The sequence below is a fragment of the Nostoc sp. genome (assembly GCF_036918015.1).
Classification (GTDB): domain Bacteria; phylum Cyanobacteriota; class Cyanobacteriia; order Cyanobacteriales; family Nostocaceae; genus Nostoc.
Genome location: NZ_JBALEO010000090.1, coordinates 1 through 16,624, shown reverse-complemented (window position 1 = coordinate 16,624; position 16,624 = coordinate 1). Strand labels below are relative to the sequence as shown.

The 16,624-nt window shown below is 43.3% G+C and carries 13 protein-coding genes and 1 pseudogene; 9 read left to right on the top strand and 5 right to left on the bottom strand.

The genetic code is table 11. The features are described from left to right. The first annotated feature begins 99 nt into the window (after positions 1 to 99). Positions 100 to 942, top strand: coding sequence for an alpha/beta fold hydrolase (locus V7K61_RS27585; RefSeq protein WP_335058402.1), 843 nt, complete (start codon positions 100 to 102; stop codon positions 940 to 942). Here the strand turns inward: V7K61_RS27585 and V7K61_RS27580 are convergent. The 3 genes and pseudogenes from V7K61_RS27580 to V7K61_RS27570 form a co-directional block, all read right to left on the bottom strand. Continuing rightward, positions 934 to 1,335: pseudogene (locus V7K61_RS27580) on the bottom strand (type II toxin-antitoxin system VapC family toxin); the annotation flags it as partial. The gene V7K61_RS27585 and the pseudogene V7K61_RS27580 overlap by 9 nt on opposite strands. A 191-nt stretch (positions 1,336 to 1,526) precedes the next feature. After that, positions 1,527 to 1,979 carry a hypothetical protein gene (locus tag V7K61_RS27575; RefSeq protein WP_335058400.1) on the bottom strand — a complete coding sequence of 151 codons (453 nt, stop codon included), beginning with the start codon at positions 1,977 to 1,979 and terminating at the stop codon, positions 1,527 to 1,529. Positions 1,980 to 2,006: 27 nt separating this feature from the next. Continuing rightward, positions 2,007 to 2,867, bottom strand: coding sequence for a pantothenate kinase (locus V7K61_RS27570; protein ID WP_335058398.1), 861 nt, complete (start codon positions 2,865 to 2,867; stop codon positions 2,007 to 2,009). Between the two features lie 109 nt (positions 2,868 to 2,976). Here V7K61_RS27570 and V7K61_RS27565 point away from each other — a divergent pair, with 109 nt between their 5' ends. The 5 genes from V7K61_RS27565 to V7K61_RS27545 all read left to right on the top strand — a co-directional run bounded on the left by V7K61_RS27565 (position 2,977) and on the right by V7K61_RS27545 (position 7,791). Next, a complete protein-coding gene (locus V7K61_RS27565) occupies positions 2,977 to 4,701 on the top strand; it encodes a diflavin flavoprotein (protein WP_335058396.1) in 1,725 nt (574 codons plus the stop codon). A gap of 164 nt (positions 4,702 to 4,865) precedes the next feature. Next, positions 4,866 to 6,578, top strand: a complete 1,713-nt coding sequence (locus V7K61_RS27560) for a diflavin flavoprotein (protein WP_335058394.1) — start codon at positions 4,866 to 4,868, stop codon at positions 6,576 to 6,578. 40 nt (positions 6,579 to 6,618) lie between these two features. Then, on the top strand, positions 6,619 to 7,344 hold the full coding sequence (locus V7K61_RS27555; RefSeq protein WP_335058392.1) for a hypothetical protein: 726 nt from the start codon (positions 6,619 to 6,621) through the stop codon (positions 7,342 to 7,344). Positions 7,345 to 7,370: 26 nt separating this feature from the next. Beyond that, positions 7,371 to 7,568, top strand: coding sequence for a BrnT family toxin (locus V7K61_RS27550; RefSeq protein WP_335058390.1), 198 nt, complete (start codon positions 7,371 to 7,373; stop codon positions 7,566 to 7,568). Continuing rightward, positions 7,549 to 7,791: a hypothetical protein gene (locus V7K61_RS27545; protein WP_335058388.1), complete on the top strand. Its 243-nt coding sequence runs from the start codon at positions 7,549 to 7,551 to the stop codon at positions 7,789 to 7,791. The genes V7K61_RS27550 and V7K61_RS27545 overlap by 20 nt, the downstream gene beginning before the upstream one ends. A gap of 111 nt (positions 7,792 to 7,902) precedes the next feature. On the opposite strand, the gene ribBA is transcribed toward V7K61_RS27545, so the two are convergent. Beyond that, positions 7,903 to 9,576 carry a bifunctional 3,4-dihydroxy-2-butanone-4-phosphate synthase/GTP cyclohydrolase II gene (gene ribBA, locus V7K61_RS27540; RefSeq protein WP_335058386.1) on the bottom strand — a complete coding sequence of 558 codons (1,674 nt, stop codon included), beginning with the start codon at positions 9,574 to 9,576 and terminating at the stop codon, positions 7,903 to 7,905. 309 nt (positions 9,577 to 9,885) lie between these two features. On the opposite strand from ribBA, the gene argC reads away from it, so the two are divergent. Beyond that, positions 9,886 to 10,944 (top strand): N-acetyl-gamma-glutamyl-phosphate reductase, encoded by a 1,059-nt coding sequence (argC, locus tag V7K61_RS27535; RefSeq protein ID WP_335058384.1) that lies wholly within the window; start codon positions 9,886 to 9,888, stop codon positions 10,942 to 10,944. A gap of 63 nt (positions 10,945 to 11,007) precedes the next feature. Here argC and eno read toward each other — a convergent pair whose 3' ends face one another. Further along, the gene (eno, locus tag V7K61_RS27530) at positions 11,008 to 12,297 is read right to left on the bottom strand and encodes a phosphopyruvate hydratase (RefSeq protein ID WP_335058382.1); all 1,290 of its coding nucleotides are present in this window, start codon (positions 12,295 to 12,297) and stop codon (positions 11,008 to 11,010) included. 269 nt (positions 12,298 to 12,566) lie between these two features. Here eno and gloA point away from each other — a divergent pair, with 269 nt between their 5' ends. Further along, positions 12,567 to 13,001: a lactoylglutathione lyase gene (gene gloA, locus V7K61_RS27525; RefSeq protein WP_335058380.1), complete on the top strand. Its 435-nt coding sequence runs from the start codon at positions 12,567 to 12,569 to the stop codon at positions 12,999 to 13,001. Positions 13,002 to 13,748: 747 nt separating this feature from the next. After that, entirely contained in the window at positions 13,749 to 16,391 is a 2,643-nt protein-coding gene (clpB, locus tag V7K61_RS27520; RefSeq protein WP_335058378.1) for an ATP-dependent chaperone ClpB, read from the top strand. The last annotated feature ends 233 nt before the right edge of the window (positions 16,392 to 16,624 follow it).

Here is a 16,624-nt window from a genome sequence, read left to right as displayed (position 1 = left end):
GCTAAACGAATCGCACCACATCTTTGTGTTTGTAATTTGACTAATGACTAATGACTAATGACTATTTATTATGGTGCTAAAAGTTAACTACTAAATAAAATGGATACACTATTCCGTAACTCCCGGAGAAAGCTCTCTCAAGGGCTACTTTTCTGGCGTGAAGTCGGTGAAAAAACTCCTATAATTTTTTTACATGGTGCTTGGAATGAGAGCAGTCAATGGTTATCTGTGATGGAATCCCTTGCACAAGATTTTCATTGTTTTGCACCTGATTTATTAGGATTTGGTGAATCAGAAAATCCCAATATCCACCATTCGATAGATTTACAAGTTGAATGTCTAGCTGAATTTTTGCAAGCTGTGAAGCTAGAAAAAGTATATTTAGTGGGGCATTCTCTTGGGGGTTGGATTGCTGCTAGCTATGCTTTAAAGTATCCAGAGAAAGTTGATGGTGTGGTACTGCTAGCACCAGAGGGCGTGGAGATAGCAGGACAAGAAGAGTATTGCCGAAAGATGCGGCGATTATTGAATTATCCACCACTAATAGTTAAATTGTTGCGATCGCTAACTCCCTTGACTAAAATCCTGGGTTGGCATGAAAAAATTGCGCAAGACTTGCAGTTGCGTCAATCGCTATTGCCGTATCCCATAGGTTGCCAGTTACTTTTCAAACGGCGACAAGTAGAAATTGAGGCGGAATTACTGCACAAGCAGCTTTATATGATAGATGTCCCAGTTTTTATTTTACAAGGTGGCCAAGATACCCCAGATGCTTTAGCCAGAAGCCGTGTTTATGCTCAACTAATACCAAAAGTCGAGTTGAAAATGATTGCCCATGCCGGAAACGATTTACCAGAATCTTGTGCTGAGGTTGTGGCGACCGAAATTCAGGAGTTTATTCAAGGTATTTTAAAAATCCATAATTTCAACGAGTTAAACTAGCTCATTCAGGGTTTGTTGCCAATCCACTACACATATTCCTTCGCTCTCAAACCGTGATATGTGTTTCAAGTTTGTTGTCACAACTATGACTCGATCAAAACTCTTCAATTGGAGAATTGCTTAAGCAGCAAGAATTACATCACCATCCAAACTTTCATTGCTTGCTGTAGGTTTCCCCTGATTTCTTACCCATGCCCATAATTCGGCTGCTTTTCGCATCGTTTCGGGAGTCAGAGGTATGAGACAAATTTGACTAAGTTTGTTGAGGCGATCTATACTTTTTTGTTTTCCTTGTCTTAATAGTTCACGCCGAAGCTCATAATCGGCTATTTCTGGCACACGTATAACAGTTTCGGTTTTCCCTAACGATTGCAACCACTGTTGTACTAGTGGTCTGTCCCATTAAACATAATGGGTGAACTCATTCTTAACTTTTCTTCCTTTGCGCTCTTTGCGTCCTTTGCGGTTCGTTCTTTTATCCCTCAAAATTAATGGGACAGACCCCACTAGTGGATTTACTTTTGGATGTGTTACTTGACTCAAAGGATGAGTGTCTAGCAATATGGCTCTACCCATCTAAGTTTTTATAGTGATAACTGATTTTGGTTCAAAGCTATCTCAATCTGTGGGTATGTTTGCTCATCGTATCCTGATTCATCAGCCATCCATTCGTCAACCAGTTCTATTACCTTTTCTAAAGAGTCATCCCTTTTTGCTTCTGATTTAGAAAATTGGACAACTTGATATTCATCTAAATTAATGTGTTCTAAGTTTTCTGAGATAATAGCGGATCTGATCTGACCTCTCATACTCGATCCCGGAATCATAGGGGGGGATAAAGTCGCAATATCAATGTCTCTCGTTTCACTAGAAACAGATATTGCTCTTTGATAGCTTCCAATACTCAAAATATTGGACAGTGGAGAAGATTTTTCCTCAATCAAGGCATCGATTATTGCCCTGACTTTGAAAAGATCCACTAAAGAAAGGGCAGCGAGTTGTTGCATAATTACATAAAGCGATGATGCTTTGCGCATAACTTCACTATGGGTAAACTTCTCTCTTCATTTTATTCTATCTGCCCTATCACCTATTACTATTTCGCGAATTCCCAAAAATATTAAATTTGGTTCTACAATTAAGTGTTCTGCAATTTCAGGATATAAGGCTTGCAAATAGTTAATTAATAAAGTGCGATCGCCTCCTTTAATCGCAATCTTACCATTAGGATATAATTGCAACCACGCTTCAATAAAATCTTTGATTCCAGCTATTAAAGTGTAAATTACCCCGCTTTGAATTGCTTCTGTAGTATTGAGAGCAAAACGTGGTGGTAGAGATGGAAAGTTTTGCATTTCCACTAATGGTAATTGTCCTGTTTGTTGACCGAGAGTTGCAAATTGCAAACCTAATCCTGGCACAATTGCACCTCCAACTAGAGACTCATTAGCATCCGCAGCTGTAAAAGTCAGCGCTGTCCCAGCATCAATTACCATCATAGGAAAACCCCAAGTTTTCCCTGCACCCCACAAAGCTAAAGCGCGGTCAATTCCTAGTGTGGGATACACTCCTTTTAGTGATACTTGGTCTAAGGTAATAACGTGAGTATTTGGGTAAGTTTGCCAAATAGCAGTTTGGCTGGGAACTACCGAGGCGAGGAGAAGAGGGCACGGGGGCAGAGAGACAAAAGTGCAAAGGGGTGAAGTATTTGTGAGAAAATTACTTTGTTGATGGGGTGGAGAAATTGCCAGCAATAAATCATCTAGGGTTTGACATTCAGCTAGATGTTGTATGACAGACTCAGAAAAATAGTCTGTATCCCAAGTTGAGTAAAGTGTTTCGCCAATAAACAATGCCCAATGCAGCCGAGAATTACCAATTTCCAAGGCTAGCCAAATTTCCTCTCTGTGCCTCTGCGATTTCACACTTTTAACTTTTTTAAGTCAACTATAGGTTTTTTAATAAAAATTAACATTCAAGCCGTGTCACAATAAAAGAAGAGGAACAAATACTCATTGTGTCAAGGAGGGAGTTATGGTAGCGCTCACCGAGAAAACTGAAAAACGGCTCACCATACAGACTGTAGAGATTGCTCAAGAGACGACGGCTATTCGCTCTTTGGATTGGGATCGCGATCGCTTCGATATTGAGTTTGGTCTGCAAAACGGTACTACTTATAACTCGTTTCTCATCCGTGGGGAGCAGACTGCCTTAGTTGATACCTCCCACGAAAAGTTTCGTCAACTATATTTTGATACGCTTACTGGACTAATCAATCCAACAGAGATTGATTATTTAATTATCAGCCACACTGAGCCAGACCATAGCGGTTTAGTTAAAGATTTGCTGCAAATGGCTCCAGAAATAACCGTTGTCGGTTCTAAAGTGGCAATTCAGTTTCTTGAGGATTTGGTACATCAGCCATTTAAACGGCGGATTGTGAAAAATGGTGATCGCTTAGATTTGGGCAATGGGCATGAATTTGAATTCGTGATTGCTCCAAATTTACATTGGCCGGATACCATTTTCAGCTTTGACCACAAAACAAAAGTTCTCTACACCTGCGATGCTTTTGGGTTGCACTATTGCTCAGATAGCACCTTTGATGAAAACTTAGCAGCGATCGAAGAAGACTTTCATTACTACTACGATTGCTTGATGGGGCCGAATGCCCGCTCGGTTCTATCTGCCCTGAAGCGGATGGCAGAACTGAAAACCATCGACATGATTGCCACAGGACACGGGCCGTTATTATCTCACAATGTTGAAGAACTAGTTGGACGTTATCGCACTTGGAGCCAAAGCCAAACCAAGGCAGAAACAACAATTGGGATATTTTACGTTTCTGAATACGGATATAGCGATCACCTCGCCCAAGCAATTACCAACGGTATCGGTAAAACCGGTGTCGCAGTGGAAATTGTCGATTTGGGATCTGAAGTCGATTTACAAGAACTGCGGGAACTAGTAAGCCGCTGTGCTGGACTAATCGTTGGATTACCTCCAGCTTCTGGGGCTGCTAGTATCCAAGCGGCACTCAGCACAGTGTTAGGATCTGCCAAAGAAAAGCAAGCCATCGGTGTATTTGAAACCGGTGGTGGCGATGATGAACCGATAGATCCTTTGGTGAGTAAATTCCGCAATTTGGGTTTGACAACAGTTTTTCCAGCGATTCGGATTAAACAAACGCCTACAGAAAATACCTACAAACTGTGTGAAGAAGCGGGTACAGATTTAGCTCAATGGGTAACACGCGATCGCACCATCAAAGCTATGAAATCTCTTGGCGCTGACTTAGATAAAGCATTAGGTAGAATTAGCGGCGGATTATATATTATTACTGCCAAAAAAGGCGATGTATCCAGTGCCATGTTAGCCTCCTGGGTTGCTCAAGCCAGCTTTAAACCCTTGGGATTTTCCATTGCAGTCGCCAAAGATCGGGCAATTGAATCACTCATGCAGGTAGGCGATCGCTTTGTTCTCAACGTTTTAGAAGAAGGTAATTTCCAACCATTAATGAAACACTTTTTGAAACGGTTCGCCCCTGGTGCCGATCGCTTTGAAGGTGTGAGAACTCAGCCAGCCGAAAATGGTGCGCCCATCCTCAACGATGCCCTTGCCTATATGGAGTGCGAAGTCATGAGTAGAATGGATTGCGGCGACCATTGGGCAGTATATAGCACAGTCTACGCTGGACGGGTTTCTAAGCCAGAAAGTTTGACTGCTGTGCATCACCGTAAAGTCGGCAACCACTACTAAAAAGTTAGGAGTTAGGAGTTAGGAGTTAGAAGTTAAAAATTAGGAGTTGTAGGGACGAGTTTAAGAAAACATATCGTCTGCACAACGCAAATTACAAGATTTAGATTAACAACTTTCTTCAACTCATAACTCATAACTCATAACTCATAACTCTTGTTTTAGCCATGTCAAAAAATAAAGCCCGTGACGTTCAAGTTTTCCCCATTGCTACAAATACGAGAATACTGCGATCGCGCAGTTGGTCAAGGCTGAGATTCGAAATTGAATATGCTCTTGCTAAGGGTACAACTGCTAATTCTTATTTAATCGAAAGCGAGAAAACTGCCATAATCGATCCTCCAGGGGAAACGTTTACGCAAATTTATTTAGAAGCTTTACAGCAACGTTTCCATTTTGAAGATTTAGATTATGTAATTTTGGGACACGTAAATCCTAACCGGGCTGCAACTTTAAAAGCCTTGTTAGAAATTGCCCCGCAAATCACCTTTGTGTGTTCTAATCCAGGGGCAATAAATTTGCGTGCAGCGCTGGAAAATCCAGATTTGCAAATTCTTGTCATGCGGGGCGAAGAAACTCTAGATTTGGGTAATGGGCATAATTTACAATTTATTCCCACTCCCAATCCCCGCTATGCAGATCAACTTTGTACCTACGATCCACAAACAGAAATTCTGTACACAGATAAGTTATTTGGGGCGCACGTTTGTGGAGATCAGGTATTTGATGAAGGTTGGGAAGTATATAACGAAGATCGGCGCTATTATTTTGATTGCCTCATGGCTCCCCACGCGCGTCAAGTTGAGACAGCGCTGGATAAACTTGCAGATTTTCCTGTGCGAATGTATGCCAATGGACACGGCCCTTTGGTACGCTATGGCTTAATCGATCTAACCAAAGCTTATCGGGAATGGAGTCAACAGCAAACTTCTGCTGACTTGACAGTAGCGTTAATTTATGCATCAGCTTATGGAAATACAGCCACATTAGCCCAAGCGATCGCTCGTGGCATTACAAAAGCTGGCGTCGCCGTAGAATCGATTAATTGCGAGTTTACTGAACCAGAAGAAATCCGGGCGGCTGTAGAAAAAGCTGGTGGTTTCATCATCGGTTCTCCTACTCTCGGCGGTCATGCACCAACACCTGTACAAACAGCTTTAGGAATTGTGTTATCCACCGCTACTAACAATAAACTCGCTGGTGCTTTTGGTTCTTTTGGCTGGAGTGGGGAAGCGGTTGATTTAATTGAGGGTAAATTAAAAGATGCTGGTTATCGGTTTGGTTTTGATACCATCCGCGTCAAATTCAAACCCGACGATGCCACTTTACAATTGTGTGAAGAAGCTGGAACCGACTTTGCTCAAGCACTGAAGAAAGCAAGAAAAGTGCGATCGCCAAGCCAACCTGCAACAACTGTAGAACAAGCAGTTGGTCGGATTGTCGGTTCTCTTTGCGTGCTTACAGCCAAGGAAGGCGATCGCTCCAGTGCCATGTTAGCTTCTTGGGTATCTCAAGCCAGCTTTAATCCACCTGGTTTAACCATCGCCGTTGCCAAAGACCGCGCAGTAGAAACACTGACCCATACAGGAAACAAATTTGTCCTCAACATCCTTAAAGAAGGGAATCACTTGGGGTTGATGAAGCACTTCCTCAAACCTTTTGGCCCAGGACAAGACCGATTTGCTGATGTCGCATCCCAAGAAACTGAAAGTGGTTCTCCCATACTTACCGATGCCCTAGCATATCTTGAATGCTCCGTACAAAACCGGATGGAATCTGGCGACCACTGGCTGGTTTATGCAACTATCGAGAGCGGCAAATTGTTAGATAACGATGGCGTTACTGCTGTGCATCATCGCAAGTCGGCAACTCATTATTAATTTTAGGGCATTCTTCCATCGAATTAGAAGGATTTAAATAATGAAATGGGTGTTGCGAATATTGGGATGGCTCTTTTTCTTAGCAGCATTTGGGAGTCTTATTCTTTACTTTCAACATAAGCTCACTAATGTAATTCCGGCAGCAACTTTCTCTGCTCTTTTCGGTGTATTCCTAAATGAGTCATCGAAGGTGGCAGACAAGCAAACACAGCGTTCTAAATTTTTTCTTGAGCAGTCACTTGCAGGCTTTGAACATACCATTAATCTTGTGAGTGACAGAAACAACAATCGACGTAAGTGGATTTCGGCAGCCCGAATACTTCAGCAATCCCTAGAGCTTTCTAAGAGGATCACGGAGAACGAACACAAAAGTATTTTGCAAATGGAAATGGATCGATATCGTCATCAATTATGGGAGATTTTAAACCCATATAATGAACGAATTACCCCTGCGTTCTTTTATGGAGCTAGCGATTCCAGTTTAGATATTAACGAAGCAGCAAAACAATCCAGTCTCCCCACTGTTGGAGAGCCACAGGATAGATTATCTTCAGTACATAACTTGTCAGATAAATCGCTGTTTCTAATCTGGAGTTTTATGGAGTTTCCAGAAAATTATGCAGATCCACTTCATAAAACTTTTTCACAGGAGCAGATTAAGAAATTGGAGTTACAGCACCAACCTTTGTACGAATACTTAGAACACAAGCATACGTATCACTCAGTAGCTGGTAAACTTCACAAATTATCAGAGAAAGATGAATAGAGTGAGTGAGCTAACAAGTCGATGGAGTGGAAGAGCGAGAGATATCTCTGATAATTCATAAAGCGCACTCTATATATGAGCAGCGAGAAATCATTATTGGTCACTCTCAGCAAAATCTCTTGCTGTTGATTTCCTTCACTGAGCGTTCCAATACTATCCATATAATCAGCGCCCGTCTAGCTACTCGAAAGGAACGTGAAGATTATGAACGAAACACCTTTTGAAAAATCGCAAAATTCTGACGACGAGCTTCAAGCTGAGTATCGCTTCGATTATCAAAAAGCAAAACCCAATCGCTTTGCCGTCCGTAGTGGAACGCAACAATTAACAGTTGTAGTCTTAGATAAAGATGTGGCTCAGGTTTTTACCACACCAGAGTCAGTCAATAAAGTGTTAAGGGCGTTGATTGAGTCAATGCCACAAGCAGCAAAAGGCGAGACAGCATAATAACCCGTTGCATCGGGCGATAGATCGGAAGTGGCGCATCTGTTTGATGTAGTTATTCACGAAAAACATGACATGAGCGCCTAATGCACCGCTAAATAATATAGTCTGTGGCTATTTGCTAAAGCTGTAAATTTGCTGCGTCTCCAAGCGATCGCTAATTGATGAAGGCAGTGTACCATCAGTGAATATCTGCCGATCTAGTTGGACTTGTAAATTACTCAAAGGATCGCAACCAGAGGAAATTAGAAATTCTAATTTCTGGATGTATGGCAAAGTTGCGAGGTTGTCCAGAATTTGGAAGATTGCCTGAATATAAGGATGGCCACTCTGCTGATACCAATCACAGCTCGCAACTTTTGCCTGATCGAAACCCAAGTGTACTGTTAAAGATGGCTCGTCAAATATAGCGATCGCTAAGGGACGCGCTTCTTCTTGCAACAATAAATCGTTACTTCTCCCTAAATGTCGCAGTTTCTCTAAGCGTTCATAGCGTTCCGTCACAGCTTCCGGGTCATCTTGCCAGTGGATTGCTACTGTCACCAGATAAGTCTGTAACAGCATATGACCCAGCTTTTTCGCCTTTGTCGCTAGATAATAGGAATTGTACTCGGTTGCCTCAATCAACAATGGCACGCGATCGACTACTTCCAATCCATAACCCTTGACTCCAGCAATTTTGCGGGGATTATTGGTAATCAGGCGAATCTTTTTGATACCCAAATCCATGAGCATTTGTGCCCCCATCCCGTAGTCTCGTAAATCGGCGGGAAATCCCAAACGCTCATTTGCTTCTACTGTATCTAGTCCCATATCTTGCAACGAGTAGGCTTTCAGCTTGTTAATCAAGCCGATTCCCCGCCCTTCTTGGCGTAGGTATACAACTACACCTTGACCAGCAGCCTCAATCATTTTCAGTGCAGCTTGTAACTGCATCCGACAGTCGCAGCGCAAAGAACCTAAAGCATCACCAGTTAAGCATTCTGAGTGCATCCGCACCATCACAGGCTCATCTTTGAAGTTAGCTGGATCGCCCTTGACAATTGCAACGTGTTCTGTATTATCCAGAGTATGGCGATAGGCGTAAATTTCAAACTGGCCGAATTGACTAGGCAGCTTGGTAATCACCTCACGATACACTAAGCGATCGTGCTTTAGGCGATAGCTGATTAAATCCGCAATACTAATAATTTTTAAATTGTGACGTTTCGCGTATTCAACTAACTGCTGCAACCGCGCCATTGAACCATCGGGGTTTTGAATTTCACAAATTACCCCAGCTGGGTATAGCCCTGCTAATCTAGCTAAGTCCACAGCAGCTTCCGTATGCCCTGCACGTTTGAGTACGCCTCCAGCCTTAGCCCGAATGGGAAAAATATGACCAGGACGACGTAAATCGGTAGGTTTTGTGGCTGGGTTGAGAGTAACCTGGATAGTTCGGGCGCGGTCTTCTGCTGAAATGCCTGTAGTGACACCTAATTCTGGCCCAGCATCAATACTGACAGTGAAGGCAGTTTGGTTAGTATCTGTAATATTGCTTACCATCAAGGGTAAGTCTAGCTCGTCTAGGCGATCGCCTGTCATTGCCAAACAAATTAGTCCTCTTGCTTCCACCGCCATGAAATTAACCATGTCGGGTGTGGCAAATTGGGCAGCACAAATTAAGTCGCCTTCATTTTCTCTATTTTCATCATCTACCACTACAATGACGCGACCAGCTTTTAGGTCTGCTAAAGCGGCATCAATCGAATCAAATTTAAAAGCTTGGGTAGGATTAGTCTGTGACACAGAAAGATTTCCAGCTATAAACGTAAATTTTTTTAACAATTTCTTCTTTTAGATTGTAGCTCCTTTATAAGGCAGAGAAGTAGACTAGCAATGATTTGATAACAGGGCAAAAATTTTTGCCATAAAAAGTGGAGCGACAGTAAAAGATGAAGGGGATGAGGAAGAATAATAATCGTTTCTTTGCTCGCGCATCTTCCCAGAACAAAGTAGAGGAGTTTAAGACGACCTTTTGTGCGCTGTGCGTCTGGTCGCTGATATTGTTGATAGCTGAGAACGAATTAACTATTCATGGGATAAGGATTTCAGATCATGGGCAAATTTAGACGCGTACCCGTTGGGATTGTTGGCGCGTCGGGCTATGGCGGAGTACAGTTAGTGCGATTACTGATGGATCATCCAGAGGTTGAACTGGTTTATTTAGGCGGTGAAAGCAGTATCGGAAAATCCTTCGGGGATCTCTACCCGCACCTGGCTCATGCAACTAACCTGCTAATAGAGGCGGTAGAACCAGAAATAATTGCTCACCGCTGTGAAGTAGTTTTCCTGTCTTTACCAAATGGTCTGGCTTGCCAAATCGCGCCCAAACTGTTGGAAAAAGGATGTAAAGTACTAGATTTGAGTGCAGACTATCGGTTTAGTGATTTGACAACTTATACAAATTGGTATGGTACAGAGAGAAGCGATCGCACAATTGCAGCTACAGCAGTTTATGGATTACCAGAACTTTACCGCGATCGCATTGCCGAAGCTCAACTCATTGGCTGTCCTGGTTCCTATCCTACTGCCAGTCTCCTTGCACTTTCGCCACTTTTAAAGCAAGGCTTAATCATACCAGAAACAGCTATTATCGATGCCAAGTCTGGTACATCTAGCAGTGGACGACAGCCTCAAACCAACTTATTACTAGCTGAAGCAGACAATTCCATAGCCGCTTTCAACGTTGGTCGTCACCGTCATACCCCAGAAATTGAGCAAATTTGCAGTGACTTAGCTGGTCACGAACTCATGATCCAATTTACGCCACACCTGATCCCAATGGTACGCGGTATTTTGGCAACGGTATATGCCAAAATGAGCGATCCCGGTCTAGTGCGAGATGACTTAATCACAATTTTCTCAGCCTTCTACCGCAACTCTCCTTGGGTAAGAGTCTGCGGTAGCGGCGTTTACCCCCAAACCAAGTGGGCTAATGGCAGCAATCTTTGTTATATCGGTGTAGAAGTTGACCCACGGACAGGTCGCGTAATTGTCATGTCAGCAATTGACAATCTAATTAAAGGACAGGCGGGCCAAGCTATTCAGTGTCTAAACCTGATGATGGGCTGGGATGAAACCTTGGGGTTGCCCAAATTGGGGTTTTATCCGTAAATCAGTTAGGAGTTAAAAGTGATGAATTATGAATTAAAAACTCCTAACTCCTAACTCCTAACTCTACTTAGGCCCTAAACCCACAGCCCCAGCATAAACGGCGCGATCGCCTAGTTGATCTTCAATTCGCAGCAAGCGATTATATTTTGCTACGCGTTCGCTGCGACACAGAGAACCTGTTTTGATTTGACCGGCACGGGTTGCTACAGCTAAATCAGCGATCGTTGTGTCTTCGGTTTCACCAGAACGATGGCTAATTACTGAACGGATACTGTTGCGAGTTGCCAAATCAATCGTTTCCAAGGTTTCGGTAAGCGAACCGATTTGATTGAGTTTAATCAAAATGGCATTGGCGGCTTTTTCTTGGATGCCTCTTTGCAAGCGGGTAGCATTAGTCACAAATAAGTCATCTCCTACCAACTGCACCCGCGAACCTAACTTCTGGGTCAGCAATTGCCAACTTTGCCAATCTTCTTCGTGCAAGCCATCCTCAATTGACACAATCGGATATTGGTCAACTAGTTGTCCTAAATAATCAATAAATTCAGCCGGAGCGTGAGGTTTACCATCGTAAACATACTGACCATTCTTGTAAAATTCGCTAGCCGCCACATCTAACGCCAAAGCTACTTGTTCTCCTGGTTTGTAACCAGCTTTCTTAATGGCAGCAACCAGCAATTCTAAAGCTACTTGATTAGATTCTAGGTTAGGAGCAAAGCCGCCTTCATCGCCCACGCCAGTAAGCAAACCCTTTTCATCTAATACTTGACTGAGGGTAGCAAACACTTCTGCACCCCAGCGCAATGCTTCCCGGAAGGAAGTTGCGCCAATTGGGACAATCATAAACTCTTGAAAGTCCACGTTGTTTGATGCGTGTGCGCCACCGTTAATCACATTCATCAACGGCACTGGGAGCAAATTCGCTAAAGGTCCACCCAAATAGCGATATAGAGGAATATCTAGAGATTCAGCACCTGCTTTGGCTGCTGCTAAGGAAACCCCCAAAATCGCATTCGCGCCCAAATTGGATTTGTTAGCAGAACCATCTATCGCAATCATTGTGCGGTCTAGCAGTTCTTGGTTGAGGGCATCCAAGCCTAGTAATTTTGGTGCAAGTGCTTCTTTGACGTTTTGTACTGCCTTGAGTACGCCTTTGCCCCCATAACGGCTTTTATCACCATCACGCAGTTCGTGAGCTTCAAAAGTGCCTGTGGAAGCACCACTGGGAACCTGCGCCAGTCCGACAACACCATTGGCTAAATGCACTTCGGCTTCAATTGTCGGTCTACCGCGTGAATCAAGAATTTCACGGGCTGCGATCGCCTCAATGGCAGTATCTAGAAATTTACTCATCTGTACTTTATCCTTTATTCGAGTGTGTTACGCATCCAGTCCAGTTGCCTAACCCAATCGCTAGCATAGGCGGTTAAGAGACTTTCTCGGCTGAGATTAAAGAAGATTTCCATTATAGGGATCGGGAGCAATGCCCAGAATGGGTAATTGTTTATCCTGCCCTTTCGGCTTTTAATTCTTTCTGTGACAGCATTTTTACCTTAAGACTTTGAGCTAGGTAAAATGTTTGCAGAGAATAACACTAAATCAATTACAGAGAAAAGGTCAATATGCGATTACTACACACAATGCTGCGGGTGGGCAACCTGGAAGAATCCTTAAAGTTCTACTGTGAAATTCTCGGAATGAAACTGCTGCGCCAAAAAGATTATCCAGGCGGAGAATTTACCCTGGCTTTTGTTGGCTATGGCGACGAAAGCGATAACTCGGTAATCGAACTAACCTACAACTGGGGTGTGGAAAAGTACGAATTAGGTAATGCTTACGGTCATATTGCTCTTGGTGTTGATGATATTTACGCTACGTGTAAAGAAATTCGCAATCAGGGCGGTAAAGTCGTGCGCGAACCAGGGGCGATGAAACATGGTTCGACGGTAATTGCTTTTGTGGAAGATCCAGATGGGTATAAAATTGAACTGATTCAACTGGGAACTCAAGGTTCAGGAGTCAAACAGGAATCACAAGAGCAACTTGTGAGTCAGTAATTTTTATCAGGGATTTCCAAAAAATTAATTATCCACTAGGTGGAATGTCATTGATTTAAGCTGGATTCAGATCCTCGACTTCTTGAAGAAGTAGGGAATCTGGACAGCAACTTTTGCTTAAGAGGCATAGGAAAATCCACACCCATGTTTTGAAAAGTTGAGCTAGAGAGAGATTGATTCTTTCCGTGTGGTCTCGTGTCAGTAAACCCAGACGCGCGAGACTTTTCCCTTTTTAGGCGGGTTAGGGTATCTCCTCTACGTAAATCCTATTAGTATTAGCGCTCTTCCAAGAAATAAATTATCCAATCTTGTGGGGTGGGCAGCGTTCGACTGAGCGCTCACGCCGAAGTCTTGCCCGCCTTTGACTATGGTCTCTCGTGTCGCCCACCCCACAATAAATAGTTGTATATTTTTTTATTTGGGAGTCCCTTACCCCAATACTGCCCTTGATGAGCAACATTAATAGTGAAGTCGGATAGCCCGTCGTAAACATTTCTCCAATAACACTATCGGGGAAAGTCTGCTCATAACAGTGTTTTCGTTTTAAATTAGGAAATAGGCAATGGATGAAACTATCATCAATTGCCAATCCCAAATTGCCACCGGAGATACACGCGGATATACGCTGAGAATGTTTGGATAATTATCTGGGTATTAAGGAGTAGGGTTATAACTACTCCCCACTCCCTACTCCCTTTAATAATCCCCAATCCTTAAACTAAAAATCCAAATTCCAAAATTATAAAGATGCAACCTACAGATCCAAATAAATTTACTGATAAAGCCTGGGAAGCAATTGTTAAATCTCAGGATATAGTCCGTGCTTATCAACAACAGCAACTAGATGTTGAACATTTAATTATTGCCCTGTTAGAAGAACCCACTAGTCTAGCAATACGTATCCTGGCTCGATCTGAGGTCGATCCAATCCGCTTGCAACAGCAACTAGAAGCCTTTACCCAACGCCAGCCCAAAATTGGTAAAAGCGATCAGCTTTACCTAAGCCGCAATTTAGATATTTTACTAGACCGAGCCGAGGAAGCTAGAGTTAGGATGAAAGACTCCTACATTTCCGTGGAACACATACTTTTGGCCTTTGCTGAAGACGATCGCATTGGACGAAAGATACTCAAAGGCTTTAATGCGGATGCACCTAAACTCGAAGCTACTATCAAAACGGTTCGCGGTAGTCAAAAGGTGACAGATCAAACCCCAGAATCCCGCTATGAAGCCTTACAAAAATTTGGTAGAGATTTGACAGAACAGGCAAAAGCTGGAAAACTCGACCCGGTGATTGGGCGGGATGATGAAATTCGGCGGGTAATTCAAGTATTGTCTCGTCGGAGCAAAAATAACCCCGTACTAATTGGTGAACCTGGGGTAGGTAAGACTGCGATCGCAGAAGCATTAGCACAGAGGATGGTAAACGGTGATGTTCCTGAATCTCTGAAAAACCGCAAGTTGATTTCGTTAGATATCGGCAGTTTAATTGCTGGAGCAAAATTACGAGGAGAATTTGAAGAACGCCTAAAAGCGGTTCTCAAGGAAGTTACTGAATCTAACGGTGACATTGTTCTGTTTATTGACGAACTGCATACCGTAGTCGGTACTGGTTCCAACCAACAAGGGGCAATGGATGCCGGAAATCTGCTCAAACCAATGCTGGCGCGGGGAGAATTGCGTTGTATTGGCGCGACTACCCTTGACGAATTTCGCAAACACATTGAAAAAGATGCCGCCCTAGAACGTCGCTTTCAGCAAGTATTTGTGGATCAGCCAAGTGTGGAAAATACTATTTCCATTCTGCGGGGATTGAAAGAACGCTACGAAGTGCATCACAACGTCAAAATTTCTGATTCGGCTTTGGTAGCAGCAGCCACTTTGTCAGCACGTTATATTAGCGATCGCTTCTTACCAGATAAAGCTATTGACTTAGTAGATGAAGCAGCAGCACAGTTGAAAATGGAGATTACCTCCAAACCAGCCGAATTGGAAACCATCGATCGCCGCCTCATGCAGTTAGAAATGGAAAAGCTGTCATTAGCTGGCGAAGAAAAGGGTACTCCCCAAACGAAAGAACGTTTAGAGCGCATTGAACAAGAAATCGCCAATTTAACGGTAAAGCAGCAAATATTTAATGAGCAATGGCAAGGTGAAAAGCAGATATTGGAGGCTATAAGCGCCTTAAAGAAAGAAGAAGATGCGCTGCGAGTGCAAATTGAACAGGCGGAACGCGCCTACGATCTAAATAAAGCTGCCCAACTAAAGTACGGCAAATTGGAGGGAGTACAGCACGAGCGCGAAGCCAAAGAAGCGAGCCTTTTAGAAATTCAAAACCAAGGTTCCACGTTGCTGCGAGAACAAGTTACTGAATCCGACATTGCCGAAATCGTCGCTAAATGGACAGGAATCCCCGTCAATCGTCTGTTGGAATCGGAACGACAAAAATTACTGCAATTAGAAAGTCATTTGCATCAACGAGTCATTGGGCAAGAAGAGGCTGTAGAAGCAGTAGCAGCCGCAATTCGCCGCGCCCGTGCAGGGATGAAAGATCCCTCTCGTCCCATTGGTTCATTTCTGTTCATGGGCCCCACAGGCGTAGGCAAAACTGAACTTGCCCGTGCCTTAGCTCAGTTTCTCTTTGATTCTGATGATGCCATCATCCGACTTGATATGTCGGAATATATGGAAAAGAATTCTGTTATGCGAATAGTTGGTTCTCCTCCAGGCTATGTAGACTCTGAAAGGGGAGGGCAACTGACTGAAGCTGTTCGTCGTAAGCCTTACTCCGTAGTGTTGTTAGATGAAGTTGAGAAAGCTCACCCAGATGTATTTAACATATTTCTGCAAATGTTGGATGATGGTCGCATTACTGATGGATTAGGGCGTACAGCAGACTTTCGCAACACTGTGATTGTCATGACCAGTAACATAGGTAGCGAACATATCCTAGATGTATCTGGTGATGATTCTGAGTATGAAACGATGCGGAAACGGGTAATGGAAAACTTGCGATCGCATTTCCGCCCCGAATTTCTCAACCGCGTCGATGATATTATTCTCTTCCATACCCTAAATCGCACAGAAATGCGGCAGATCATCCGCATTCAACTCAAACGGGTAGAAAATCTCCTGCGCGAGCAAAAAATCTTCTTTGAGATATCCCAATCTGCTTGTGATTATCTTGTCGAATCAGGCTATGACCCAGTTTATGGTGCGCGTCCACTGAAACGGGCAATTCAGCGAGAAGTAGAAAACCCCCTCGCCACCAAATTATTGGAAAATACTTTTATCTCTGGAGACACAATTATCATAGACAAAAATGAAAACGGTTTGTCTTTTAGCAAAAAAGTGCTGGTGAAGGTGTCAGTACCACAGATTGCTACATAGCAGCTGGCGTCTCCCCTTGACTCAACGGGAGAAGCGCTAGCACCTGCTGTTCCCGAAGGGCTGTAGGAAAAATTGGATACACCAACAAAGTCTAAGAATAATTGAGGGTTTGAAACCCACGGAGGTAGGTAAACCCCGTATATAGGAATCCGGTTTGATTTCTGAAAAAAATTAAGTATTTGTAGGGTGCGTTATGACTTTAGTCTAACGCACCAAACCCTTGAAAATGGTGC

Coding starts and splice junctions, on each gene's coding strand:
- V7K61_RS27565 (WP_335058396.1), top strand. CDS start 2,977: ATGGTAGCGCTCACCGAGAAAACTGAAAAACGGCTCACCATACAGACT.
- gloA (WP_335058380.1), top strand. CDS start 12,567: ATGCGATTACTACACACAATGCTGCGGGTGGGCAACCTGGAAGAATCC.
- V7K61_RS27585 (WP_335058402.1), top strand. CDS start 100: ATGGATACACTATTCCGTAACTCCCGGAGAAAGCTCTCTCAAGGGCTA.
- V7K61_RS27575 (WP_335058400.1), bottom strand. CDS start 1,979: ATGCGCAAAGCATCATCGCTTTATGTAATTATGCAACAACTCGCTGCC.
- V7K61_RS27560 (WP_335058394.1), top strand. CDS start 4,866: ATGTCAAAAAATAAAGCCCGTGACGTTCAAGTTTTCCCCATTGCTACA.
- eno (WP_335058382.1), bottom strand. CDS start 12,297: ATGAGTAAATTTCTAGATACTGCCATTGAGGCGATCGCAGCCCGTGAA.
- clpB (WP_335058378.1), top strand. CDS start 13,749: ATGCAACCTACAGATCCAAATAAATTTACTGATAAAGCCTGGGAAGCA.
- V7K61_RS27555 (WP_335058392.1), top strand. CDS start 6,619: ATGAAATGGGTGTTGCGAATATTGGGATGGCTCTTTTTCTTAGCAGCA.
- argC (WP_335058384.1), top strand. CDS start 9,886: ATGGGCAAATTTAGACGCGTACCCGTTGGGATTGTTGGCGCGTCGGGC.
- V7K61_RS27545 (WP_335058388.1), top strand. CDS start 7,549: ATGAACGAAACACCTTTTGAAAAATCGCAAAATTCTGACGACGAGCTT.